The sequence below is a fragment of the Propionivibrio sp. genome (assembly GCF_017995515.1).
Classification (GTDB): Bacteria; Pseudomonadota; Gammaproteobacteria; order Burkholderiales; family Rhodocyclaceae; genus Propionivibrio.
This window is the reverse complement of the sequence record NZ_JAGOIT010000023.1, coordinates 8,113-32,838: the sequence shown is the minus strand read 5'-3', so window position 1 is coordinate 32,838 and position 24,726 is coordinate 8,113. Positions and strand designations below refer to the sequence as shown.

Below are 24,726 nucleotides of genomic sequence, written 5' to 3'. Positions count from 1 at the left end.
CGCTCGACGCTCTGGTTCTCCGGCATGACCAGGATCATCCGGTAACCGCCCATCGCCGCCGCCATCGCCAGCGCGATGCCGGTATTGCCCGAAGTCGCCTCGATCAGCGTGTCGCCCGGCTTGATGTCGCCGCGCAATTCGGCGCGCCGGATCATCGACAGCGCCGGCCTGTCCTTGACCGAACCCGCCGGGTTGTTGCCTTCCAGCTTGGCGAGGATGACGTTTCCGCGCGCCTCGATCTCGGCCCCCGGCAACCGGGTCAGGCGAACGAGCGGCGTACCGCCGACGTAATCTGCAAGTGTCTTATACATGTTGGCTCAGCCATTCGACGTATTGCGCCACGCCTTCTTCGACGCTGGCGAACGGTTCGCTGTAGCCGGCAGCGCGTAGGCGCGTGAGATCGGCCTGCGTGAAGCTCTGGTATTTGCCACGCAGAGCGTCGGGAAACGGCACGTACTCGATGAACCCCTGACGCAGAAGTTCGTCCAGCGACTCCTTCGGCGCGCCGGCCAGAGCACGGCAACTGTTGACGTTGGCCACGGCAAGTTCGTTGAAGCTCTGCGCACGCCCGGTGCCGAGATTGAAGATGCCGGACTTTTCCGGATGATCGAGAAAGAAGAGATTGACCTTGGCGACGTCGCCGACGTAGACGAAGTCGCGCTTCTGCTCGCCGTTGCCGTAACCGTCGCAGCCCTCGAACAGCTTGACCTTCTGCTCGGCGCGGAACTGGTTGTAGTGATGGAATGCCACCGAGGCCATCCGCCCCTTGTGCGATTCGCGCGGCCCATAGACGTTGAAGTAGCGGAAGCCGACGACCTGCGACCTGGCCTGAGGCAGACGGCGGCGAACGATCTGGTCGAACAGGAACTTGGAGTAACCATAGACGTTGAGCGGCGCTTCGAGCGGCCGCTCTTCGCGGAACTCGTTGCTTGCCCCGTACGTCGCCGCGCTGGACGCGTAGAGGAACTGCACGCCTTCGTCGAGGCACCAGTCGAGCATGTCCTGCGAATAGCGGAAGTTGTTCTCCATCATGTAGCGGCCGTCGTTCTCCATGGTGTCGGAGCAGGCGCCTTCGTGGAAGATGGCCTTGACGTCGCCGTCAAAATCGCCGGCGAGCAGGCGATTGAGGAAATCGTCCTTGTCGAGATAGTCGGCAATCTCGCAGTCGACCAGATTGCGGAACTTGTCGGCGCGCGTCAGGTTGTCGACGGCGATGATGTCGGTCTCGCCGCGCTCGTTGAGCGCCTTGACGATGTTGGCGCCGATGAAGCCGGCCGCGCCGGTGACGATGGTGTACATGCGATTCTCCTCAGTTCAGTGCTGCATCGAGTTCGGCGCGGGTCACCACGGCCGTCCCCAGTTTTCCGACGACGATGCCGGCCGCGACGTTGGCGACGTGGATCGCCTTTGCCCAATCGGCGCCCTGCGCAAGCATGACGGCCAGCGTCGCGATGACCGTATCGCCGGCCCCCGACACGTCGTAGACCTCGCGCGCCACCGCCTTTTCGTGCAGCGCACCGCCGGCGCGGAAGAGCGACATGCCTTCCTCGCTGCGCGTGACGAGCAAGGCGTCGAGCGCCAGTTCGTTGCGCAACGCCGCCGCTTTCTGCTCCAGATCGGCCTCGTCCTTCCAGCGCCCGACGACTTCGCGCATCTCCGAACGGTTCGGCGTGATGATCGTCGCGCCGGCGTAGCACGCGTAGTCGTCGCCCTTGGGATCGACGAGCACGATCTTCCCGGCGGCGCGCGCCAGCCGGATCATTTCGCCGATATGCGTCAGCCCGCCCTTGCCGTAGTCGGAAAAAACGACGGCGTCGCAATCCGGCAAGCGTCGTTCGAATTCGGAGAGCTTGGCGCGCAGCGCCTCGTGCGAAGGTGTCGTCTCGAAGTCGATGCGCAACAGTTGCTGCTGGCGCCCGATCACGCGCAGCTTGACGGTCGTCGTCACCGCCTCGTCGACCTGCAGGCTGGCGTCGATCCCGCCTTCGCTCATCAAGCGCTTGAGGCTCACGCCCGGCTCGTCGTCGCCGACCAGCGCCAGCAGCGAGACCTTTGCCCCCAATGCCGCCGCATTGCGCGCGACGTTCGCCGCGCCGCCCGGACGTTCCTCGCTGCGTTCGACCTTGACGACGGGCACCGGCGCTTCCGGCGAAATCCGCGACACGTCGCCGAACCAGTAGCGGTCGAGCATCACATCGCCGACGATGAGCAGGCGAACCGCCGACAAATCTCCTGATTGCATGGTGTTTTTCCTGCGCGCTAAGGCGTCAAATCGAATTCTTCGGTGCGTTTCGGCGAGTAGGTTTCCCAACCGCCGCACGCCGGACAGCGCCAGTAGAACTGCCGCGCCTTGAAGCCGCAATTATCGCACCGGTAACGCGCCAGCCGGCGCGTGTATCCCTGCACGATGCCCTTCGCCAGATCGAGGTCCGCCCGCGCCTCGAGCGGCGCGACGAGCAGGCGCGCGTCGATCAGCTTGTCCAACCCGAGCAGCGTCGGGTTGCGCCGCAGTTCGGCACGCACCAGTTCATACGCGGATTCGATGCCTTCGCTCTCCAGCACCAACTGGAAGACGACGTCGAGCAGATCGAGCGACGGGTAACGTTCGAGATAACCACGCAGCAACTGCAGGCCCTCTTCACGCCGGTCGAGTTTCCTGAAAGCATCGAGCAGACGCTGCGCGACCAGCGCGAGATAGGCCGGGTCCTGCTGCTCGATGCGCTGCCAGCAGGCAATTGCTTCGGCGAAGCATTCCTGCTGGACTTCGATGTCGCCCAGCAGAAGGCTGGCGCGCACGCACTTGCGGTTGCGCTCGAGCGCGCTCCGGAGATGCCCAGCGGCCACCTCCGGCTTCGAGCGGATCATCTCCGCCGCGGCCATCTCGCAGTAATACTCGGCGATATCCTTCTGCGTCGCGACGTCGGGCAACTCGGCAGCGATGACGACCGCCTTCGCCCAGTCCTTCTCGAGCTGGTAGATTTCCAGCAGGTTGCGCTTGGCCTCTTCCGCCATCGACGAATCGCGCAGTTTCTCGAAGACCTCCTCGGCCCGGTCGAGCAGACCGGCTTTCAGGTAATCCTGTCCAAGCTCGGCCAGCGCCTGCAGCTTCAGATCCTGCGGCAGATCGTCGCGCTCGACCAGATTCTGGTGCATGCGAATTGCCCGCTCCGTTTCCCCGCGCCGGCGGAAAAGGCTGCCCAACGCGAAGTGCAGCTCTACGGTCTGCGGATCGACCTTGACGGCATCGACGAAAGCCTCGATGGCACGGTCCGGCTGCTCGTTGAGCAGGAAGTTCAAGCCCTGGAAGTACGAGCGCGGCAAGGCGCGCGATTCCTTCACCAGGTGGCGGATATCGACACGCGCCGCAGCCCACCCCAGTCCGAAAAAGACCGGGAGGAAGAGCAGCTGCCAGTATTCAAATTCGATCATGGAGTCTTCAACTTCCGTTTCTGTTTTGGGCTGGCTCTGGCTACAGGAGCCACCGGATGCCCGTATCCGCTTACCGAAGAACCTCTTGTGAATGGACTTCACTGCCCTCGCCGCGGGTCGCTCGCCGCAACCGGGCAAGCTCGCGGCGCAACGAGAATACCGTGCCGATCAGGGAAAGAACACCCAGCAATACGCCCCCCGCAAAGAACGCCAGTACGATGATGATCAGCGGCGCGTTCCACGCCGAATCGAGAAAGAAGCGAATGCTTACCGGGTCGCTATTCTTCAGCGCGAACGCCAGCAGGAACAGGAACACCAGGATTCTGAGGCTCCACAGCACAAAACGCATCAGCCACTCCTCAACCAACGAAATGAAAAGGGCGGCAACAAAAGTTGCCGCCCGTGCTAATTCATTCAACCAAAAACGTCACTCAGACCGATTTGAGCGCAAGATCCACACGCTCACGCAATTCCTTGCCTGCCTTGAAATGCGGTACCCATTTTTCCGGGACGCTAACCTTGTCCCCGGATTTCGGGTTCCGGCCAACGCGTGGCGGTCGATAGTTCAGCGAAAAACTGCCAAACCCGCGAATCTCGATACGATCACCCTTGGCCAAGGCCTCAGACATCGCATCGAGAATCATTTTGACCGCAAAATCGGCATCCTTCGCGACCAGCTGCGGAAACCGCTCCGCCAGTCGCGCGATCAGATCTGACTTGGTCATCACAAATCTTACTGCGGATTGTTCAGCTTGGCCTTCAGCAGCGCACCGAGGTTGGTCGTGCCCGAGCTGACGTTGCTCTCAGCGGCAAACTTCTGCATCGCTTCGTGCTGCTCAGCCTGATCCTTGGCCTTGATCGACAGGTTGATCGAACGGGTCTTGCGATCGATGTTGATGATCATCGCTTCGATCTCGTCGCCTTCCTTGTACACCTTGGTCAGGTCGTCGATACGGTCACGCGAAACTTCCGAAGCACGCAGGTAGCCGTCCATTTCACCTTCGAGGGTAACCACTGCACCGCGGGCATCAACCGACTTGACCGTGCCCTTGACGATGGCGTTCTTCTCGTGGGTCGCGATGAAGCTGGTGTAAGGATCGCTGTCGAGCTGCTTGATACCGAGCGAGATACGCTCCTTCTCGGTGTCGATCGCCAGAACCACGGCCTCGACTTCGTCGCCCTTCTTGAAGTTGCGGATCGCTTCTTCGCCCGGCACCGACCACGAGAGGTCAGAGAGGTGCACCAAGCCGTCGATGCCACCCGGCAGACCGATGAACACGCCGAAGTCGGTGATCGACTTGATCGCGCCGCGGACCTTGTCGCCCTTCTTCTGGTTCATCGCGAAGTCGTCCCACGGATTGGCCGCGCACTGCTTCATGCCGAGCGAGATGCGGCGACGCTCTTCGTCGATCTCGAGGATCATGACTTCGACTTCGTCGCCGAGCTGGACGACCTTCGACGGATGAACGTTCTTGTTCGTCCAGTCCATTTCCGAGACGTGCACCAGGCCTTCGATGCCTTGCTCGATTTCAACGAATGCACCGTAGTCGGTCAGGTTGGTGACCTTGCCGAACAGGCGAGTGCTTTGCGGATAGCGACGAGCGATGCCCACCCACGGATCTTCGCCGAGCTGCTTGAGACCGAGCGAAACGCGGTTCTTGTCCTGGTCGAACTTGAGGATCTTGGCCTGCACTTCGTCGCCGACGGCCAGAACTTCGGACGGGTGACGGACACGGCGCCAGGCCAGGTCGGTGATGTGCAGCAGGCCGTCGATACCGCCGAGGTCGACGAATGCGCCGTAGTCGGTGATGTTCTTGACGATGCCCTTGACGATGCTGCCTTCCTTGAGGTTGGCGAGCAGCGCTTCGCGCTCTTCACCAACGCTGGCTTCAAGGACGGCACGGCGTGAAACGACGACGTTGTTGCGCTTGCGGTCGAGCTTGATGACCTTGAATTCGAAGGTCTTGCCTTCGTACGGCGTGGTGTCCTTGACCGGACGCATGTCGACGAGCGAACCCGGGAGGAAGGCGCGCACGCTGTTGGCCATGACGGTGAGACCGCCCTTGACCTTGCCGGTGATCGTACCGGTAACCAGCGTACCCTGATTCAGGGCTTCTTCCAGGTAGTTCCAGGCAGCGACGCGCTTGGCGCGCTCGCGCGAGAGGCGCGTTTCGCCGAAACCGTTTTCGAGTTGCTCGATGGCGACCTGAACGAAATCGCCAACCTTGACTTCGATTTCGCCCTGATCGTTCAGGAATTCTTCACGTTCGATATAGCTTTCGGACTTCAGTCCGGCGTTAACGACCACGAAATTCTGGTCGATACGTACAACTTCTGCGGTAATGACTTCGCCCTGACGCATTTCTTGGCGCGTGAGGCTGGCTTCGAAGAGATCGGCAAAGCTTTCTTGCATGGTGGGATTAGCTGACATATGAGAGGGACCTGACCGCATGGATGCGGGTTAAGTTAAAACTCGTTACACGCCACACCTGCCATCGATAACCAGGACGGTTACGCGCCGCGCCCTGACCGGGACGGCGCCGACATTGCCGGCGGTAACACCTTTTTGGCGAACGGCACATGCCGCGTCGCCTTTACTACCTGCTTGCTGCTTACTTACTGCGCCACGACAAGACCTGAGCCACGGCTTGTTCGATCGTCAGATTCGTCGTATCGAGCAATTCGGCGTCTTCATTTTGCTTGAGCGGGGCTACACTCCGTTGACTATCGCGCGCGTCGCGTTCCCGCAAATCCAGCAAAAGAGGCTGGATACTAGCAGCGATTCCTTTCTCGATCAACTGCTTATAGCGTCTCTCCGCCCTGATCTCGACGCTCGCGGTGAGGAAGACTTTGGTCTGCGCATCAGGGAAAACCACCGACGCCATGTCGCGCCCATCGGCGACCAATCCGGGCGCCTGACGAAACAGCCGCTGGCGGAAAAGCAGCGCGGCGCGTACCGCGGGCAACGCAGCGACCTTCGAGGCGCCGACGGAAATATCCTCCTGTCGAATGGCGTCACCGACGTCTTCACCGGCAAGGAAAACCGAGTTCTCACCAAAGACGACATCGAGCCCCGCGGCGATCGCCGCAACGCCCGCCTCGTCATCCCAGGCAACACCGGCACGCCGCGCTGCCACGGCTGTCAATCGATACAGCGCGCCGGAATCGAGGTAGTGCCAGCCGAGTGCCGCCGCGACTCGCGCGGCAACCGTCCCCTTGCCCGAGGCCGACGGGCCGTCGATGGCGATCACGGGAACCGGCCGGGTGACGGTGGCGAAGAGTGCAAAGTAGTTCGGGAAGGTCTTGGCGACACATGCCGGATCGTTGATGCGCACGGTTGTCGCCAACGAGGCCAGCGAAAAGCACATCGCCATGCGATGGTCGTCGTAGGTATCGATGCCTTGCGGCGGCGTGGTGACTACTTTCGGCGGTGTGATGCGGATGAAGTCATCGCCCTCTTCGACCCGTGCGCCGAGCTTGCGCAGCTCGGTCGCCATCGCCGCGATGCGGTCGGTTTCCTTGACGCGCCAACTGGCGATGTTCGACAAGGTCGTCGTGCCTTCGGCGAACAGCGCGGCGATGGCGAACGTCATCGCCGCGTCGGGGATGTGGTTGCAGTCGAGGTCGAGCGCACGCAATTTTCGGCCCGGCGGCGCCGACACCTCGATCCAGTTATCGCCCGACACAACGCGCGCGCCCATGCTTTCGAGCGCCTCGGCAAAACGCACATCGCCCTGGATCGAATCCCGGCCGACGCCTTCGACGCGCACCGGACCACCACCAATCGCACCCAGCGCGAGAAAGTACGAAGCCGACGAGGCATCACCCTCGACGTGAATGACGCGCGGCGAGTGATACTTGGCTCCGGCCGGCACGGTAAATCGCTGCCATCCATCCCTGACGACGTTCACGCCAAAGCGCGCCATGACCGCCAGGGTAATCTCGATGTACGGTCGCGAAATCAACTCGCCGACGACCTCAATGATTGTCTCGACGCCGGACAGCGGCGCGGCCATCAACAGCCCGGTGAGAAACTGGCTCGACACGTTGCCGCGCACATGCACCAGACCGCCTGACGGCTTCGATGCCGGACGGAGTTCCAGCGGGGGAAAGCCTTCTTTGCCGCCGTAGGCAACATCCGCACCCAATTCGCGCAACGCATCGACCAGATCGCCGATCGGCCGCTCATGCATGCGCGGCACGCCGGTCAGCGTGTAGCGACCGCCGGCCAACGCCAGCGCAGCGGTCAGCGAGCGAAATGCGGTCCCGGCGTTGCCGAGAAAGAGCTGTGCCTCTTTGACCGGGAAAACACCACTGGTGCCGTGGACGAGATAGACATTTCCGCCCTGCTCGTCGATACGAACACCCAGCGCTCGCAGCGCCTCGAGCATGCGCGCCGTGTCGTCCGATTCGAGCAGGTCGCGGACTTCAGTCGCGCCTTCGGCGAGCGCGGCGAGCAGCAGCACCCGGTTGGAAATGCTCTTCGAACCGGGCAAGCGCACCGTTCCCTTTGCCGACAGAACGTGCGGCAGATCAATGAATTCTTTGGCCATGCGGATTTCGTCTAGTTGCCCGCCCAGTCGCGACGCGCCGTGCGAGCGATATCAAAGGTTTTCTCCAGTGCCGCGCCATCGCCGCGCTGGAGGATGTCGTGCAGTTCATCGAGCTGCGAGCGATAGCAATCGAGCTCCTTGAGCAAAGCGGCACGATTCGCCAGACAGATGTCGCGCCACATTTCCGGATGACTCGCGGCGATGCGCGTGAAATCGCGGAAGCCGCTGGCCGCGAAGCTGAACAGCAGGTCGCGATTGTCGCGCAGCGCCAGTTCATGCACGAGTGCGAAAGACAACAGGTGCGGCAGATGACTGACCGCGGCGAAGATCCGGTCGTGCTCTTCAGGCTGCAGTTCGTGAATGAGCGCCCCGCACCACTCCCAGGCGGAACGGACGCGCGCGACATTGAGCACCGGGTTCTCGGACAGCGGCGTCAGGACAACCTTTTTTTCGCGGTAGAGATCGGCGCGCGCCGCGGCCGCCCCGCTGTTCTCGGCGCCGGCAATCGGATGCGCCGGAACGAACTGACCGACGCGCTCGCCAAAGGCGCCGCGCGCGACGGCGGCGACGTCCGACTTGGTGCTGCCGCCGTCGGTGACAACGGTTTCCGGCCCGAGATAAGGCGCGATGCGCGCCATGATTTCGGGCATCTGGCCGACCGGCGTGGCGATCAGGACCAGATCGGCATCCGCGACCTCCTGGCCGGCGTTGGCCCCGACGCGATCGATGATCCCGAGATCAAGCGCTTGCGTCAGCGTCCCCAGACTCCGGCCGAAGCCGACAACTTCCTCGACCTGTTCGGCCGCTTTCAGCGCCAGCGCAAACGAGCCGCCAATCAGCCCGACACCGAAGACGACGACCTTGCCGAACTCCGGACTGGCGTCCATTACTGCGCCAATTCCAGCGCCTCGAGGAAGCGTGCGTTTTCATTCTCGCTGCCGATCGTCACGCGCAGCCATTCAGGCATCCCGTAACCGGCGACCGGACGAACGATGACGCCTTGCTTGAGCAGTTTCTGATTGAGCGCAGCGGCGTCACCTGCCTTGAAGGCGAGGAAGTTCCCGCTCGATGGAATGTGCGCATAGCCAAGCCGCTTGAGCCCGGCGACGATCTGCTCCATTCCGGCGCGGTTGAGCGCATAGCTGCGGGCGACGAATTCTTCGTCGCCGAGTGCAGCGGCCGCCGCGGCGATGGCCAGATTGTTGCAATTGAACGGTTGGCGCACGCGGTTCATCAGGTCCGCCACCTCGGCCGACGCCATGGCGTAGCCGACACGCAATCCGGCGAGGCCGTAGATCTTGGAAAACGTCCGCGTGATGACGAGGTTCGGGAATTCGGCCAGCCACTCCGCCGTATCGACGCGCTCAGACGGCGGAATGTACTCGTTGTAGGCTTCGTCGATCACAACGACGACGTCGGCCGGAACAGCGGCGACAAAAGCTCTCAGCTGCTCGTAGGGCAGGAAGGTGCCGGTCGGATTGTTCGGGTTGGCGATCCAGACCAGGCGCGTATCCGGGCGAATCGCGCGCAGCATGGCGTCCAGATCGTGACCGAAATCCCTGGCCGGCACACAGACCGGCTCACCGCCCGCGGACAACGTGGCCAGGGGATACACGGCAAAGGCGTGCTGCGCATACACCGCCGAGCGCCCCTGCGCGAGAAAGACGCGCGCGATCAGGTCAAGCACGTCGTTTGAACCGTTGCCGAGCACGAAGCGCTCCATGCCCAGCCCGGTGCGGTCGGCGAGCGCCGATTTCAGCTCGTAGTCGTCCGGATAGCGCTCTAGCGAGGCAATGGCCTTTTCGACGGCGATGCGGGCCTTCGGACTCATGCCGAGCGGATTTTCGTTGGACGCGAGCTTGATGATCCGCTCCGTCGGGATACCCAGTTCGCGCGACAACTGCGTGATCGGCTTGCCCGGAAGATACGGTGAAATGGCACGAATATTCGGCAGTGATTGATCCCAAAGCGTCATGTGCAGTCCTTGTGAAAAATGTTGCAGAAATCCTTGAACGCGCGCCTCGGGCGAGTTCAATAGACAGCGATCGGGTACGAACCGAGGACTTTCAGATAGGCCGCGCGCTGCGAGAGCTCCGCCAGCGCCTTCGCCACCGGCGCATCGTTCTGATGCCCTTCGATATCAACGAAGAACACATACTCCCAGAGCGTATGCCGCGCCGGACGCGATTCGAGGCGGGTCATGGACACGCCGGCGTCCGAGAACGGCGCAAGAAGCGTTCCCAATGCGCCCGTCCGGTTGTGCGCCGACATGATCAGCGAGGTCTTGTCACGCCCTGAAACGCCGGCGTCCTGACGCCCGAGTACGACCCAGCGCGTCGTGTTGTTGGGTTCATCCTCGATGCTGTTCGCCAGTTTAGGCAGCTGGTAGCGCTCGGCAGCAGCCTCGCCGGCGATGGCCGCCGCCCCCTGTTCGGAGGCGGCAAACTGCGCGGCCTGCGCGTTGCTGCCCATCGAGATGCGCTGCGCGTTGGGCAGCGAGCGATTCAGCCATTCGTGGCACTGCGCCAGCGACTGCGCGTGAGAATAGACCTTGGTGATCTTGTCGAGCGAGGTTTCGTTGCTCAGGAGGTGCTGATGGATACGCAAGACAACTTCACCGCAGACCTTCAAGGGTGTCGTCATCAACAGATCCAGCGTGCGCCCGATGGCGCCTTCGGTCGAGTTCTCGATCGGCACGACGGCGAAATCGGCATGACACGCCTCGACTTCCCGAAACACGTCGTCGATCGACTGCTGCGGCAGCAGGCGCGCAGCATGGCCGAAGTGCTTTGTCGCCGCGCTTTCCGAGAAGGTGCCCAGCGGCCCGAGAAAGGCCACACCGAGCGGCTGCTCAAGCGACAGACAGGCCGACATCACCTCGCGGAAGAACCAGGTCACACTGTCGCCGGACAGCGGTCCCGGATTGATCTCCTGAATCCGGCGCAGCACCTGCGCCTCGCGCTCGGGCCGGTAGATGAACCCCGCGTCGCCGTGCTGCATCTTGATCTGCCCGACGCGCTGCGCACATTGCGCCCGACGGTTCAGCAAGTCGAGCAGTTGCGCATCGATGGCGTCGATCTCGGCGCGCACCACCGTCAATTTGTCTTGCAGATCATCACTCATATTCGTACCCGGAAGAACGTCAGCATTCGTTGTTGATGGACGCGGTTACTCCTGGTCCTGCCCTTCTGCCGGTTCAACAGGCGCATCGCCGTTCGCGTCCGGCTCGTCTTCAGTCTCGACGACCTTTTCCAGGCCGGCGAGCTTCTCGCCTTCGTCAAGCGCGATCAGCGTCACGCCCTGCGTCGCGCGGCCGAGTTCGCGGATCTCGTGCACACGGGTACGGATCAGCACGCCGCCGGTCGTGATCAGCATGATCTCGTCCTCATCCTGCACCAGACGGGCCGCAACCACCTTGCCGTTGCGTTCGCTCGCCGCGATGGCGATAACCCCTTGCGTGCCGCGACCGGAATGGCGGAAATCGGCGAGAACGGTACGCTTGCCATAGCCGTTTTCGGTGGCGATCAGCACCGTTTCCTGATGATTCGCGGCGACCAGCAGCGACAACACCTGTTGCCCTTCGCCGAGCTTCATGCCGCGCACGCCGCGCGCCGTCCGTCCCATCGGGCGCACGTCTTCTTCGTCGAACCAGACCGCCTTGCCTGCATCGGAAACGAGGACGATGTCCTGCGTGCCGCTCGTGATTTCCGCGCCGATCAGGTAGTCGCCTTCATCCAGCGCCACGGCGATGATGCCGGCCTTGCGCGGGTTGGAGAAGTCGGAGAGCGGCGTCTTCTTGACCGTGCCCTGCGCCGTGCACATGAAGATGAACTGATCGTCGGAAAACTCCTTGATCGACAGAATGGCGTTGACCTTCTCGCCGTCTTCGAGCGGGAACATATTGACGATGGGCTTGCCGCGACCGGTTCGCGTGCCTTGCGGCACTTCGTAGACCTTGAGCCAGTAGACGCGACCACGGTTCGAGAAACAGAGAATCGTGTCGTGCGTGTTGGCAATGAACAGGTAATCGACGAAATCGTCTTCCTTGACCGCCGCCGCCTGCTTGCCGCGCCCGCCGCGCCGCTGCGCGCGGTAGTCGGCCAGCGGCTGCGACTTGACGTAGCCGCTGTGCGACAGCGTCACCACCATGTCCTGCGGCGTGATGAAGTCTTCGATCCCGAGATCCTGCGTATTGAATTCAATCTCGGACCGACGCTTGTCGCCGAACTGGGCACGAATCGCTGTCAGTTCTTCGACGATGATCTGGCTGATCCGCTCCGGCCGCGCCAGGATGTCCATGAGGTCGGCGATTTTCTCGAGCAGCTCGGCAAAATCCGCAACGATCTTGTCGCGCTCCAGACCTGTCAGGCGCTGCAGGCGCAATTCAAGAATCGCCTGCGCCTGAGCTTCCGAGAGTAAATAGCCGCTCCTCGACAAGCCGTATTCCAGCGCCAAGCCTTCCGGACGCGTCGCATCGAGGCTGGCGCGCTGCAGCATTTCGGCGACCGTGGCCGACGTCCAGAGGCGCGACATCAGACCACGCCTTGCGTCGGAAGGCGTGGGAGACGCTTTGATCAGCGCGATGATCTCGTCGACGTTGTCGAGCGCGACCGCCAGGCCTTCCTGGATATGCGCGCGCTCACGCGCCTTGCGTAGCTCGAAGACGGTACGCCGGGTAATGACCTCGCGCCGATGCGCAAGGAAGCAATCGAGCATCTGCTTGAGATTGAGCAGGCGCGGCTGACCATCGACGAGCGCCACCATGTTCATGCCGAACGTATCCTGCAGCTGCGTCTGTTTGTAGAGACAGTTGAGCACGACCTCGGGCACCTCGCCGCGCTTGAGTTCGATGACCACGCGCATGCCGGACTTGTCGGACTCGTCGCGCAAATCCGAAACACCCTCGATCCGCTTGTCGTTGACCAGCTCACTGATCTTCTCGAGCAGGGAACGCTTGTTCACCTGGTACGGCAACTCATCGACGATGATCGCCTGGCGATCGTTGCTGCCCTTGATGTCTTCAAAGTGCGTCTTGGCGCGCATGACCACGCGCCCGCGCCCGGTGCGGTAGCCTTCACGCGCGCCGGTCACGCCGTAGATGATCGCCGCCGTCGGGAAATCCGGCGCCGGAATGATGTCGATCAACTCGTCGATGGTCATCTCCGGACTGGCCAGCAGCGCCAGACAGGCGTCGACCACTTCATTCAGATTGTGCGGAGGAATGTTCGTCGCCATGCCGACGGCAATACCCGACGAGCCATTGATCAGCAGATTGGGAATGCGCGCCGGCATGATCAATGGTTCTTGTTCCGAACCGTCGTAGTTCGGCCCGAAATCGACCGTCTCCTTGTCGATATCGGCCAGCAACTCGTGACCGATGCGCGCCATGCGCACTTCCGTGTAACGCATCGCCGCCGCACTGTCGCCGTCGACCGAACCGAAATTCCCCTGCCCGTCGCACAGCATGTAGCGCAACGAGAAATCCTGCGCCATGCGGACGATCGTGTCATAAACGGCCTTATCACCGTGCGGGTGATACTTACCGATCACATCGCCAACGATACGCGCCGACTTTTTGTACGGCTTGTTCCAATCGTTGCCAAGCTCATGCATGGCAAACAACACTCGACGATGAACCGGCTTCAGACCATCCCGCGCATCGGGCAAGGCACGCCCGACGATTACGCTCATCGCGTAATCAAGGTATGAGCGGCGCATTTCGTCTTCAAGACTGATGGGCAGTGTTTCTTTTGCGAAGGTTTCCACAGCGCGGTCCATTTCTATTGGAAGTATCCCGACAAGACCAGACTTCAACGTCCGTTGTCATCTTTGCCAAACCCGGCATTCTATCACGCCCCTCACCGGCCCTTTCCGAAACCACAGACCCGTTCGCAGCTCCGCCGCATGAAGCCCCTTGCCGAGGAACGCGGCATTGCGTTCACCACGCTCACATACCGCGCGCCTTGAAATTTGCAAACGCAAGCAGTCCAACTGACCGAACCCCACTTGATCACTCGCAAAAAAACACGTCGCACCACCAGAATGAGCATTGCCTGTTGCATTTTTGCAACACAACAAACCGAGCGGCGCTCGCGCACCTGCTCCACGCCCCCTGGGCAAGTCACAACACAATTCGAGGCCCCATCGGCCAAGAAACACCCCTAGAACACGACCGGCAGCACGGCCCAGCGCACTTTTTCTTCAATAACTGCGGGATTCTGCACGCTTCTCCGGCCGATCTCGAAGCGCAAACCGGGTATTCGGCAACAGCCGGGGTAGGCGCCCAGGTTCAGGTTGTAAAAAAACGTCTGAACGTGCCTGTTTAAGGCTTGCAGACAAAGAAATTGAGTTGATAATTCGCGTGGCTTTATGGCAGAATCAATTTCGTCCGCGCAGCCATTGAAGTGTTTGCTCTTATCACGAAGGCGTAACTGGCCATGCGAACGGAATACCGCAGGCTTTAACTAACGAGGAAATCCAGATGAAAAAAACAGCAAAGCATTCTATCGTGGCCATCCTGGCCGCCACCTTGGGCCTGTGTGCATCGCTGGCCCATGCCCAGACAACCAATAGCGTTTACGTAATCGACGGTCGCGGCCAGGTCGCAACCGACCCGTACGGCCTCTGCTGGCGGACTGGCTTCTGGACCCCGGCCGCTGCGGCGACCGACCCGAACGGTTGCAAGTGCGACAAGGACCTGATCCCGAAGGAAGTTTGCGAGCCGAAGACTGCCGCTCCTGCTGCCAAAGCTGCAGCGACGAAGCCGGCCGGTGAAAAGGTGACAGTTGCTGCTGACGCGCTGTTCGATTTCAACAAGTCGACACTGCGTCCGGAAGGCAAGCAGAAGCTGGACGAAGTCGCCGCCAAGGCTGACAAGCTCGTTCTGGAAGTCGTTATCGCCGTTGGTCACGCCGACCGCATCGGTAGCGCCGCCTACAACCAGAAGCTCTCGGAAAAGCGCGCCGCTTCGGTCAAGGATTACCTGGTCAGCAAGGGCATCCCGGCTAACCGCGTCTATACCGAAGGCAAGGGCAGCACGCAACCGGTCACCAAGTCCGGCCAGTGCAAGGGCCCGAAGAGCGCCAAGGTCATCGCTTGCTTGCAGCCTGACCGCCGCGTCGATATCGAAATCATCGGTACCGCCAAGTAAGTCTTCTTGATTACGAAAAAGCCCTGCCTAGGCAGGGCTTTTTTATTTCTTCTTCAAACTGCCGCAGACCATGCAAAACGCCGATCAGAACGAACTCGACAAATTCAGCCAACTCGCACACCGCTGGTGGGATCCAGAGAGCGAGTTCAAACCGCTGCATCAGATCAATCCGCTTCGCCTCGAATGGATAGACTCACACGCGAGCATCGCCGGCAAGAGAGTGTTGGACATCGGCTGCGGCGGCGGGATCCTGTCCGAAAGCATGGCCCTCAAAGGCGCCGAAGTCACCGGCATCGACCTGTCGAGCAAAGCTCTGGCGGTGGCGCGCCTTCATCTGATGGAGAGCGGAAACTCGGTCGAGTATCTCGAAGTGTCGGCAGAGCAACTTGCGACGCAGTCACCGGAGAGTTTCGACGTCGTCAGTTGCATGGAAATGCTTGAGCACGTCCCCAATCCAGCGAGTACGATCGCCGCATGCGCCGCTTTGGTAAAACCGGGTGGCCATGTTTTCTTCTCGACCATCAACCGTAACCTGAAGGCTTACTTGCTGGCCGTGATCGGAGCCGAGTATGTGCTCAAGATGCTGCCGAAGGGAACGCACGACTATGCGAAGTTCATCAAGCCGTCGGAACTCACCCGCTGGTCGAAAAGCGTGAGACTTGAACCCTCCGAACTGATCGGACTCAGCTACAACCCGATCACACAAACCTACAGCCTGGGCCGCGACACCTCAGTAAACTATCTTCTGCACACAAAGAAGGTCGGCTGACTTTTTTCGCACACGGCAAGGCCGGACGCAAGCCAAGAACGCGCCATTGGCATCCGCTCGCGCCGAACCCAAGAGGACTCGACCGCTTGCCCGTCAGCTCTCCTTTTGTTCGAGGGAGTAACCAGCGCCGCTGTCGAGTCCCAGCACTGAAACAAGATAAGGCATCACCTCCGCCAGGGTAGCGTGCAATGTCCACGGCGGATTGAGGACAAACATCCCGCTGCCGTGCATGCCGAACCCACCTTTAGCCGGCTCCTTGACGCGCAACGCCACATGCAGCCAACTCTTTGCCGGGAGATTCTTCAATCGCGCAGGGAGTTCATGCGCCTCCAGGCGCGTCAGTTGCGGATACCACAAGGCATACATACCGCCGGGGAAGCGCGATAGCGCCTCTTTCAGCGACTTGAACACGCGGTCGTAGTCCTGCTTCTCCTCGTACGACGGGTCGATGAGGGCAAGTGCGCGGCGGGGCGGCGGCGGCAACAAGGCCCTGAGTCCGGCAAAGCCGTCCGTCGGTTCGACGATAACCTGCTTGCCGACATCATTGTAGTTTTCCTGCAACAGCCGGGCATCCTTGCTGTGCAGTTCGAAGAGCCGAAGTCGATCCTGCTCGCGCAGGGTCCACAACGCAAAATACGGCGAACCGGGATAGACCAGCAACCGGCGATCCGGATTCAGACGCCGCACAAACCCGACGTAGTCAGCCAGGACCTGCGGCAAATCGTTGCGCACCCACAAGCGACCGATTCCTTCCTTGTACTCGGCCTGCTTTGCCGCATACCCGGAATCCAACGCATAAGCACCAGCTCCCGAATGCGTATCGATGTACCAGAAAGGTTTTTCCTTTTGCCCGAGATACTGCGTCAGTTGAACGAGAACGAGGTGTTTGAGGACATCGGCATGATTGCCGGCATGAAAGGCGTGGCGATAACTCAGCATGATTGAAAAACGTCAAAACGCCTCGCATACCCGCGAAGCCAAATTGGAAACCGGCGAAGGCTGAACGCGGAGCTAGTGACGATTCCCACCACCCGTACCGGCACGCCCAGTTCCGTAAGGGCCACGCACACCGGTACGACGCTGGGCGCCGCCAAGACCGCCTTGCGAACGAGGCGCATGCGGCCGAGCTTGGTTCACCGTCAATGCACGACCTTCAACGCTCTTGCCGTTGAGTGCCGCAATCGCTGCCAAAGCCTCCGACTCCGAGCCCATCTCGACAAAGCCGAAACCCTTCGAGCGTTGCGTTTCCCGGTCGGAAACGACCTGTGCCGAAGTTACCGCCCCATGCGCGGCGAACATCTGCTCCAGATCACTCGACTTGATGCCGTAACTCAGGTTGCCGACGTAAAGCTTATTGCCCACTTGAATGACTCCCCGGTTAGAGGTTATGAAAACTGCCAATTCACCATAGCCGGAGATCGCGCCGACGTCCAACGACGACAGCGCGGACACCGGAACGGCTAGTCAGGCAGGGCGATCTTGTTGTCGGTACTGTACTGGTAGTCGTGGAAGATATGCTCGGCGCTCAACAACTGGTACGTCCCGTCTTCAAGTTTGCGCGTCGTATCCTTGAGCCGGTAGGTGTAGTGGCCACAGGTCCACAGGTCGAAATTCCGCATCTGCGTACATAGACAAGTCTTGTCCTTGACCGACAAGCGCTTGAGGCCAGGATTTGCTTCCAACTCGCGGTTGTAGGAGTTGATATACGAACAGCCGCCGTTGGCGTCAAGCAGATAACCATAAGCCTCGCAGTTCGGGCGGATGCCATCGCCGATCGCCGGGCTGTTGCTCAACATGCGCATCGGATAACCGGTCGGCGAGATCTGATTGACTTCGATCTGGTCTTCGCTGGCCTTGAAGTACTCCTGTTGCACGTCCTCCGGGAGGCCACACTCCCTGGCCACGGTGAAGCGCGTCGCCACCTGAACGGCCGACGCGCCATTCTCAAGGAAGGCTGTCGCATCGCTGCCGGTGAATATGCCGCCCGCCGGGATCAGGGGGATATTGAGCTTCTCGGCCTGTAACCAGGCCTTGATCTCGGCCATGATCGTTGCCAGATCGTATTTGGCCCAATCCATGCCGAAGCCGAGATGGCCTCCGGCCAACGGGCCTTCGACCACGACATAGTCGGGCAGGCGATTGCTGCGCATGTTCTTGCGGATGAACAGCTGCAAGGCGCGCGACGAGGAGACGATAATGCCAAGGAGGGCGTCGCGGAATCGCGGGTGATCCTCGATCAGCGAGAACGAGCCGAGGTGCAGGCCGGCCGCCAGCGTAATCCCGTCGATGCCGGAGTCGAGCGCCGCCCGCATGCGCACGCGCAGCGTTTCCTTCGGCGCGTTCATCGTCAGCTTTTCCATGATATTGACGAAGATGAGTCCGGCGCCGCGCTTGGCCTCCATCGTTTTGCCGATGTGCAGGCGGGTCGCCTCGGCCAGTTGCCCGAGATCGAACTTGACCAGGGACTTGTCGATGTTGGCGACGTTGAACTTGAACTGCTTCAGTTTCTCTTTGACGAACTTGGTGTTGAAGCGCCGGTCGGTAATCGTATTGACCATCGCGTCGGAGATATGGCCGATTCCGCCCAGACGAGCCGCCTCCAGCGCCAGTCCGGCAGTCGAGATATCGACGCCCATGCCACCGATCATGATCGGCACGAACTCTCGCTTGCCGAACATCAGACGGAAATCATCTACACGCATTCTCAGTATCCTTCCACTACAACCTTCCGCCCCGAGTCCGCGACGGGAGTATCAAGATGAAGCCAATCCGGCATTATCGCTCATCGAGCCCCCCCTTGGTGCATTTGGGCCTGGAAAGTACAAATTCTGCGCTTTTGCGCACGCGCTGACGCTAAGCGGCCAATGTCAGGACCAGCGGCGTCGTCAGCGCCGCCAGGCCCGTCGACAGCACCAGGCTGCTCGCCACCGGACCTTCGAGCGTTTTGAACTGGCGCGACATGAGATAGACGTTCGCGCCCGTGGCAATCGACGCGAGCAGGACGACGACCTGCGTCTCCATCCACGGCAGTCCCAGCAATTGCGCGAGCGACCAGACGACGAGCGGCTGCACGATGAGCTTGATCGCGCTGATGGCGAGGCTGATCCGCCAGTCGGCACGCACCCCGTATTCCGACAGGCCCATGCCCAGCGCGATGAGCGCCAGCGGGACCGTCGCCTGCCCGAGCATGCCGAGCGGCAGGTCGATCGCCCTGGGCAATTGCCAGCCGGAAAGGCCGAACGCGGTGCCGGACAGGATGCCGATGATGATCGGATTGGCCAGCACGGCGCGCAGCGTCTTGGCGAAGCCCTTGAAGGACAGGCTGCCGTAGCGCGCCCACTCGACCGACACGGTCAGCAGGGACCACAGGATCAGCGAGTTGAAGACCAGCACCAGCGCTACCGACGGCAAGGCCGCCTCACCGAGCGCCTCCTTGGCGAGCGGCAGGCCGAGCATCAGGTTATTGGAGAACACCCCGCCGAGCGCAAATACCGACTGCGCCACCCCGTCGAGCGCGAAGACCTTCCATGCGATCAGGCGACCGATGCAGAAGACGATCAGGCAGCCGCCGAAGAAGGCGATGAGGAGGCGCGCATCGACCGGCGGCAGCTTGGAAAAGTCGCAGAGCAGGCGGAACAGCGTGGCCGGCAGCGCCACGGAGAAGACGAAGCGCGTCAGGGCGTGTGAAATCGAGACCGGCCAGCGGGTCAGACGCATCAGCGCGTAGCCGATGAAGACAAGCAAAAACAGCGGCGCGGCGAGCGCTACCTGATGGAGAAAGACGGTCATCGAGAAGTGATTTGCCCTGGATTCAGTCCCCGAATTTCGGCACGCGCTTCTCGCGCTGGGCGCCCATCGCCTCGGACAGATCGGCCGACATCATCATCGCCGCATTCCAGGTCGCCACGTAATTGAGCCCGTCGGCAACCGAATGATCACGGCCGTAGTTGAGCATCTCCTTGGTTCCGCGAATCGCGAGCGGCGATTTGCCGGCGATCGAGCGCGCGATCTTCCTCACGCCTTCATGCAACGCTTCGTGCGTCTCAAACACCCGATTAACCAGGCCGATTTCCTGCGCTTCGCCTGCGTCGAGCGTGCGGCCGCTGAACGCGAGCTCACGCGCTACACCATCGGGAACCAGCCGTGGCAAGCGCTGCAACGTCCCCACGTCGGCCACCATGCCGACATCGATTTCACGCACTGAAAACTGCGCGTCGGCCGCGCCGTAGCGCATATCGCAACACGTCACCAGATCGACGCCGGCGCCGATGCACGCGCCCTGGATCGCGGCGATCACCGGCTTGCGGCAACGCTCGACGCTGGTCAGACAATCCTGCATGTCGAGGATCAGGCGACGCAAACGCTCGTGGCTGCGCGCAGGATCGGCGTGGTCAACAACGGCCTGAACGTTGGCGAGCAGCGAGAGATCGATCCCCGAACAGAAGTTCCTGCCGGCGCCGGTGAGCATAACGACACGGACTTCGCTTTCCGCGTCGGCCCACTGGAAGGCCTTGCGCAGCTCGTGCCACATGGCGTCGTTCATGGCATTGGAACGGTCGGGACGGCTCAATCGGATCTCGGCGATGTGCGCGTCGTGCGTCTCCGGACCGTGCAGCACGATCTCGATGGTATTCAGTTCGGGAATGGTCATGGCGAAGAGTCTCCAGAAAGGCCATTCCATCTTAGTGGATTTGTCCGCGCTGTGCCGAGGGTGAAATGCGAGACAATACGCAGCCCTGCGGGCAGCCGCGTTCGTACCACCACCTTTTCCCGAACCATGCACCAACTGAAAGACACCATTCCGGTCAGCGACGAATTCACCCTGCTCTACGCCGACGACTCGCTGCTCGTCGCCAACAAGCCGAGCCGCCTGCTGTCGGTTCCCGGGCGCGGCGAGGCGAAGCAGGACTGCCTGATCCGCCGCGTGCAAACCGAGTACCGGGATGCGCTGATCGTGCATCGGCTCGATTACGACACGTCGGGCCTACTCGTCCTGGCGCGCGGCAAGGCGATGCATCGCGCGCTGAGCATCCTGTTCCAAGACCGGAAGGTGGAAAAGCGCTACGTCGCGGTCGTCGACGGGCAGATGGGGGATGAAGCCGGCGAAGTCAATCTGCCGCTCATCGTCGATTGGCCGAACCGGCCGCGCCATATCGTCGATTTCAACATCGGCAAGCCGTCGCTGACGCTCTATCGCGTGTTGAACTACGACGCCGAGACCCACACAACACGCGTCGCGCTAACGCCGGAAACCGGGCGCACGCACCAGCTGCGCGTGCATATGCAGTCGCTCGGCCACCCGATCCTCGGCGACACGCTCTACGCCACCGAACAGGCGTTGGCCAAGGCCGATCGCCTCCAGTTGCACGCCGAATACCTCTCGTTCGCCCACCCGGAAACCGGTGAAATCCTGAGTTTCGACTGCCCCGCTGAATTCTGAACGTTGAATTCTGGCCACCACGCGCGGTCGAAGCGCGCGAGGAGAAAATCAATGATTGCGAAACACCCGCTCTGGCTGGTCGGATTCCGGCCATTTTTCATTCTGGCCTGCCTGTCCGGCCTTGCCCTGCCCATGATCTGGGCGCTGATGTTCTCGGGCACGCTGCCCATGCCGGCGACGACGTTCTCGGCCAACCAGTGGCACGCACACGAGATGTTCTTTGGCTTCGGCTGGGCCGTGCTCGGCGGCTTTCTACTCACCGCCACCAAGAACTGGGTGAAGATCCGCGGCTACCACGGTCTCGCGCTGATCTACCTCGTCGCCGTCTGGCTCGTCGAACGCGCCGCCGTCTGGTTTCAGGGCGCACTGCCGCCTGCCGTCTTCTTCGTCGCCAATAACCTGTTCCTGACGTCGATCGTCGTCATGCTGCTCTTCTCGCTGCTCCGGCACCGCGAGAAGGACGCCTACCCGGACAACTACTTTTTTCTGGTCATGCTACCGGCCTTCCTGATCGCCAAGAACGTCCTGCTCAGCGCCGACCACTTCCAGAGCGGCATCGACATGACGATCGGCCTCTTCCGGATCGCGTTCCTCGTCATGTTCGAACGCACGCTGACGCAGTTCATGCGCAACGTGTTCAGCGTCGACATCCTGCGAAACCCACTGCTCGACACGACGATCAAGTCGCTCGCCGTGCTGCTCATACCCGCAAGCTTCATGACATCGCCAATCGCAGGCTGGATCGGCCTCCTGCTCGCCGTGCTGATGCTCGTCCGCTTCGTGTTCTGGAAGCCGCAGCTCGCCATGCGGCGGATCGACCTCGGCATCATGTACCTCGGCTACCTCGCCATCGCCACGCAACTAGTGCTCAAGTTCCTCGACCAGACGATCGAACCGGCCTGGGTCGGCACCCTGTCCATTCATGTCTTCACGCTTGGCGCGATGGGGCTGGTGATCCCGGCGATGATCGTACGCATTGCCAAGGGCCATACCGGGCGCAAGGTCGGGTTCGACAGCATCGACAAATGGGTGCTGCGCATCATGATCCTCGGCCTGATCGTGCGCACCGTCGCGCCGCAGCTGCATCCGGCGTGGTACTTGCACTGGTTACACCTCGCCGCGACGTGCTGGTTTGTCGCCTTTGCCATCCTCGCCTGGCGCTACGTCCCGTTTCTCACGCAGGCGCGCATCGACGGCAAGGAACACTGACCGCGTGATCACCCGCCCAGCTGCGCCTGCGCCAGCTCGCCGAGCGTCATCAGCGCATGCACATGGCGATCCGAGAAGTTGTAGCAGCCCGACAGGCGGATGTGCCGCTCATGTCGGCCCGACGGCGAAAACAGGCTGCCCGGCGTAATGGTCAGGCCGCATGCCAAAGCATCGTCGCACAGGCGGTTGGCGTCACACCCCGAGGGCAGTTCGACCCACACGAGAAAACCGCCGGTCGGCTCGGTGGCGCGCGTCCCGACCGGGAAGGCGTCGTCGATCAGACCGCGCAGGCGGTCGACCTGGCCGGCGTAGACGCGGCGCAAGCGGCGCAGATGCTGCGCGTAGCCGCCCGATTCCAGGAAGGCACCGAGGACTTCGCAGAGAAACGCTGGTTGCGCGACCGAGGCGGTGAATTTCAGGCTGGCGATCCTCCGCTGGTAGCGTCCGGCCTCCATCCAGCCGATGCGGAAACCCGGCGCCAGCGTCTTGGTGTAGGACGTGCAGAGGATCACCCAGCCGTCACGGTCGAAGGACTTCACCGTCGGCTGTAGCGGCGTCGCGTACTGCATCTCGGCGTACAGCGCATCCTCGACGACCGGCACGCGATAGGTGTGCGCCAGTTCGGCCAGGCGCTCTTTGCCGGCGACCGGCATGCTGGTGCCGAGCGGGTTGTGCACGCTCGGCATGGTGACGATGGCCTGCACGCGCTTCTCCGAGAGCAGCAGTTCGAGCGCGTCGAGCGACATGCCCTGGTCGGGATGCGTCGGCACCTCGATCACGCGCAGGCCGAGGTGATCGGCGAGCGAGATCAGGTTGAAGTAGGTCGGCGACTCGACGGCGATCGTGTCGCCTGGCTTCGTGATGCCGCGCACCGCGAGCTGTAGCGCCTCCATGCAGCCGTTGGTCAGGATGATGTCGTCGGCCTCCAGCGTCATGCCAAGGTCGCGCGCGTGGCGGGCAATCTCGCGGCGCAGGAGCAGCGAGCCGGGCGGTAGCGAGTAGTCGGTGAGCAGCTCCGGCCGGCGCCGCGCGTGGTCGGCGACGAGGCGGCTCAGTTGCCTGTTCGGATAGTAGTCGCTGCTCTTCGGGCAGGCGAGCGAGAGATCGATGGTGTCCGGATTCGATTGCGCGGCGACGACGGCCGAAATGCGGTCGAGCACCGAGGCGTCGGCCGGCTTGGCCTTCGCGGGGCGCGCGGAGAGCACGGGCGGCGGCGGCGAAGGCAGGCGCGAGCGCACGAAGTAACCCGACTGCGGGCGCGCTTCGACCTGGCCGCGCGCTTCGAGCTGCGCGTACGCGGCGAGCACCGTGTTGATGCTCAGGCCGCGGCTGCGCGCCGTCTCGCGCACCGAAGGCAGGCGCGCGCCGGCCGGCAAGCGGCCGTCGCTGATCGCGCTGCGCAGTTCGTCGGCCAGGGTTTGATAGAGCGCGTTCGGGCTGCCTTGCGCTGTCGTGGATTCGGCGGGCACAGATTGCATGCGAGTCTCCGGGTACAGATCGAATTAGTTGAAACTGTACCCAGTAGAATAAACAAATTCTGACCCTGTAACCACCAAGCAGAATCACCTACAGTGAGCACTCCATTTCTGCCGGAGGCCCGCGATGATCGACCTACCCCTGCTCACCTACATGGCAACCATGTCCGTCACGCCCGGACCGAACAACCTGATGCTGGCGGCGAGCGGCGTCAATTTCGGCTTTCGCCGGACGCTGCCGCACATGCTCGGCATCAGCATCGGCGTCGGCATCCAGATCGTCCTCGTCGCCGGCTTGCTGGCCTGGGTGATGACCTGGCTCGATGCGCTGCGCCTGCCGCTCGTCTTCGTCGGTTGCGCCTATCTGCTCTGGCTGGCCAGGCGGCAGGCTGGTGCCGGGCAGCCGGGCAACAGCGAGAAACGCCAGCCGCTCGGCTTCTTCGGCGCCGCGCTCTTTCAGTGGGTGAATCCCAAAGCGTGGATGATGGTGCTCAATGCCGCGATTCTCTTCCTGCCGCACGGCAACTGGACAGCGGTGCTATGGATGGCGGTGATGAGCGTCTTCGTCAATCTGCCGTGCATCGCCGTCTGGGCCTTCGCCGGCGACAAGCTGCGCTTCAAGCTGCGCGACCCGCTCGCCCTGCGCGTATTCAACTACACGATGGCGACACTGCTTGCGGCGACGGCGTTGTGGATCATGG

At 61.9% G+C, this 24,726-nt stretch carries 23 protein-coding genes; 5 read left to right on the top strand and 18 right to left on the bottom strand.

Features of this window, described 5'->3' with window-relative positions:
• From KBA32_RS05780 to gyrA, 12 genes are all read right to left on the bottom strand, one after another.
• The coding region (locus KBA32_RS05780) for a pyridoxal-phosphate dependent enzyme (RefSeq protein WP_294356397.1) at positions 1–311 on the bottom strand (311 nt) is incomplete at its 3' end.
• Positions 304–1,299: an ADP-glyceromanno-heptose 6-epimerase gene (gene rfaD, locus KBA32_RS05775; protein WP_294356396.1), complete on the bottom strand. Its 996-nt coding sequence runs from the start codon at positions 1,297–1,299 to the stop codon at positions 304–306. The genes KBA32_RS05780 and rfaD, both read right to left, overlap by 8 nt.
• Before the next feature lie 10 nt (positions 1,300–1,309).
• A complete protein-coding gene (gene rfaE1 / locus KBA32_RS05770; RefSeq protein ID WP_294356394.1) occupies positions 1,310–2,242 on the bottom strand; it encodes a D-glycero-beta-D-manno-heptose-7-phosphate kinase in 933 nt (310 codons plus the stop codon).
• A 17-nt stretch (positions 2,243–2,259) separates the two neighbouring features.
• Positions 2,260–3,426, bottom strand: a complete 1,167-nt coding sequence (gene lapB, locus KBA32_RS05765; RefSeq protein ID WP_294356412.1) for a lipopolysaccharide assembly protein LapB — start codon at positions 3,424–3,426, stop codon at positions 2,260–2,262.
• Between the two features lie 73 nt (positions 3,427–3,499).
• The gene (locus KBA32_RS05760; RefSeq protein WP_294356393.1) at positions 3,500–3,847 is read right to left on the bottom strand and encodes a lipopolysaccharide assembly LapA domain-containing protein; all 348 of its coding nucleotides are present in this window, start codon (positions 3,845–3,847) and stop codon (positions 3,500–3,502) included.
• 13 nt (positions 3,848–3,860) lie between these two features.
• Positions 3,861–4,154 (bottom strand): integration host factor subunit beta, encoded by a 294-nt coding sequence (locus tag KBA32_RS05755; protein WP_294356391.1) that lies wholly within the window; start codon positions 4,152–4,154, stop codon positions 3,861–3,863.
• 8 nt (positions 4,155–4,162) lie between these two features.
• A complete protein-coding gene (rpsA, locus tag KBA32_RS05750; RefSeq protein WP_294356389.1) occupies positions 4,163–5,860 on the bottom strand; it encodes a 30S ribosomal protein S1 in 1,698 nt (565 codons plus the stop codon).
• 181 nt (positions 5,861–6,041) lie between these two features.
• Complete coding sequence (locus KBA32_RS05745; protein WP_294356384.1) at positions 6,042–7,982, bottom strand: bifunctional 3-phosphoshikimate 1-carboxyvinyltransferase/cytidylate kinase; 1,941 nt, start codon at positions 7,980–7,982, stop codon at positions 6,042–6,044.
• Between the two features lie 11 nt (positions 7,983–7,993).
• Positions 7,994–8,869, bottom strand: a complete 876-nt coding sequence (locus KBA32_RS05740) for a prephenate dehydrogenase/arogenate dehydrogenase family protein (RefSeq protein WP_294356382.1) — start codon at positions 8,867–8,869, stop codon at positions 7,994–7,996.
• The gene (hisC, locus tag KBA32_RS05735) at positions 8,869–9,957 is read right to left on the bottom strand and encodes a histidinol-phosphate transaminase (RefSeq protein ID WP_294356380.1); all 1,089 of its coding nucleotides are present in this window, start codon (positions 9,955–9,957) and stop codon (positions 8,869–8,871) included. Before hisC ends, KBA32_RS05740 begins: the two co-directional genes overlap by 1 nt.
• 56 nt (positions 9,958–10,013) lie before the next feature.
• A complete protein-coding gene (pheA, locus tag KBA32_RS05730) occupies positions 10,014–11,105 on the bottom strand; it encodes a prephenate dehydratase (protein ID WP_367113750.1) in 1,092 nt (363 codons plus the stop codon).
• Between the two features lie 45 nt (positions 11,106–11,150).
• Positions 11,151–13,748, bottom strand: a complete 2,598-nt coding sequence (gyrA, locus tag KBA32_RS05725; RefSeq protein WP_294356379.1) for a DNA gyrase subunit A — start codon at positions 13,746–13,748, stop codon at positions 11,151–11,153.
• A gap of 715 nt (positions 13,749–14,463) precedes the next feature.
• Between gyrA and KBA32_RS05720 the strand changes: the two genes are divergently transcribed.
• A complete protein-coding gene (locus KBA32_RS05720; protein WP_294356377.1) occupies positions 14,464–15,132 on the top strand; it encodes an OmpA family protein in 669 nt (222 codons plus the stop codon).
• 70 nt (positions 15,133–15,202) lie between these two features.
• The gene (gene ubiG / locus KBA32_RS05715) at positions 15,203–15,901 is read left to right on the top strand and encodes a bifunctional 2-polyprenyl-6-hydroxyphenol methylase/3-demethylubiquinol 3-O-methyltransferase UbiG (RefSeq protein WP_294356375.1); all 699 of its coding nucleotides are present in this window, start codon (positions 15,203–15,205) and stop codon (positions 15,899–15,901) included.
• A 93-nt stretch (positions 15,902–15,994) separates the two neighbouring features.
• Here the strand turns inward: ubiG and KBA32_RS05710 are convergent, their stop codons facing one another.
• From KBA32_RS05710 to KBA32_RS05690, 5 genes are all read right to left on the bottom strand, one after another.
• A complete protein-coding gene (locus KBA32_RS05710) occupies positions 15,995–16,840 on the bottom strand; it encodes a 23S rRNA (adenine(2030)-N(6))-methyltransferase RlmJ (protein ID WP_294356373.1) in 846 nt (281 codons plus the stop codon).
• Between the two features lie 72 nt (positions 16,841–16,912).
• Positions 16,913–17,353, bottom strand: a complete 441-nt coding sequence (locus KBA32_RS05705; protein ID WP_294356372.1) for an RNA-binding protein — start codon at positions 17,351–17,353, stop codon at positions 16,913–16,915.
• Between the two features lie 8 nt (positions 17,354–17,361).
• The gene (locus KBA32_RS05700) at positions 17,362–18,603 is read right to left on the bottom strand and encodes a nitronate monooxygenase (RefSeq protein WP_294356370.1); all 1,242 of its coding nucleotides are present in this window, start codon (positions 18,601–18,603) and stop codon (positions 17,362–17,364) included.
• A 151-nt stretch (positions 18,604–18,754) separates the two neighbouring features.
• On the bottom strand, positions 18,755–19,690 hold the full coding sequence (locus KBA32_RS05695; protein WP_294356368.1) for an AEC family transporter: 936 nt from the start codon (positions 19,688–19,690) through the stop codon (positions 18,755–18,757).
• Positions 19,691–19,712: 22 nt separating this feature from the next.
• On the bottom strand, positions 19,713–20,552 hold the full coding sequence (locus KBA32_RS05690) for a crotonase/enoyl-CoA hydratase family protein (protein WP_294356366.1): 840 nt from the start codon (positions 20,550–20,552) through the stop codon (positions 19,713–19,715).
• Between the two features lie 126 nt (positions 20,553–20,678).
• Here KBA32_RS05690 and KBA32_RS05685 point away from each other — a divergent pair, with 126 nt between their 5' ends.
• Both KBA32_RS05685 and KBA32_RS05680 read left to right on the top strand, forming a co-directional pair.
• Positions 20,679–21,341 (top strand): pseudouridine synthase, encoded by a 663-nt coding sequence (locus KBA32_RS05685; RefSeq protein WP_294356364.1) that lies wholly within the window; start codon positions 20,679–20,681, stop codon positions 21,339–21,341.
• A 51-nt stretch (positions 21,342–21,392) separates the two neighbouring features.
• Positions 21,393–22,550 carry an NnrS family protein gene (locus KBA32_RS05680; RefSeq protein ID WP_294356363.1) on the top strand — a complete coding sequence of 386 codons (1,158 nt, stop codon included), beginning with the start codon at positions 21,393–21,395 and terminating at the stop codon, positions 22,548–22,550.
• 8 nt (positions 22,551–22,558) lie between these two features.
• Here the strand turns inward: KBA32_RS05680 and KBA32_RS05675 are convergent, their stop codons facing one another.
• A complete protein-coding gene (locus KBA32_RS05675) occupies positions 22,559–24,028 on the bottom strand; it encodes a PLP-dependent aminotransferase family protein (protein ID WP_294356360.1) in 1,470 nt (489 codons plus the stop codon).
• A 124-nt stretch (positions 24,029–24,152) separates the two neighbouring features.
• On the opposite strand from KBA32_RS05675, the gene KBA32_RS05670 reads away from it, so the two are divergent.
• A partial coding sequence (locus KBA32_RS05670) for a LysE family translocator (protein ID WP_294356358.1) occupies positions 24,153–24,726 on the top strand: 574 nt, incomplete at its 3' end.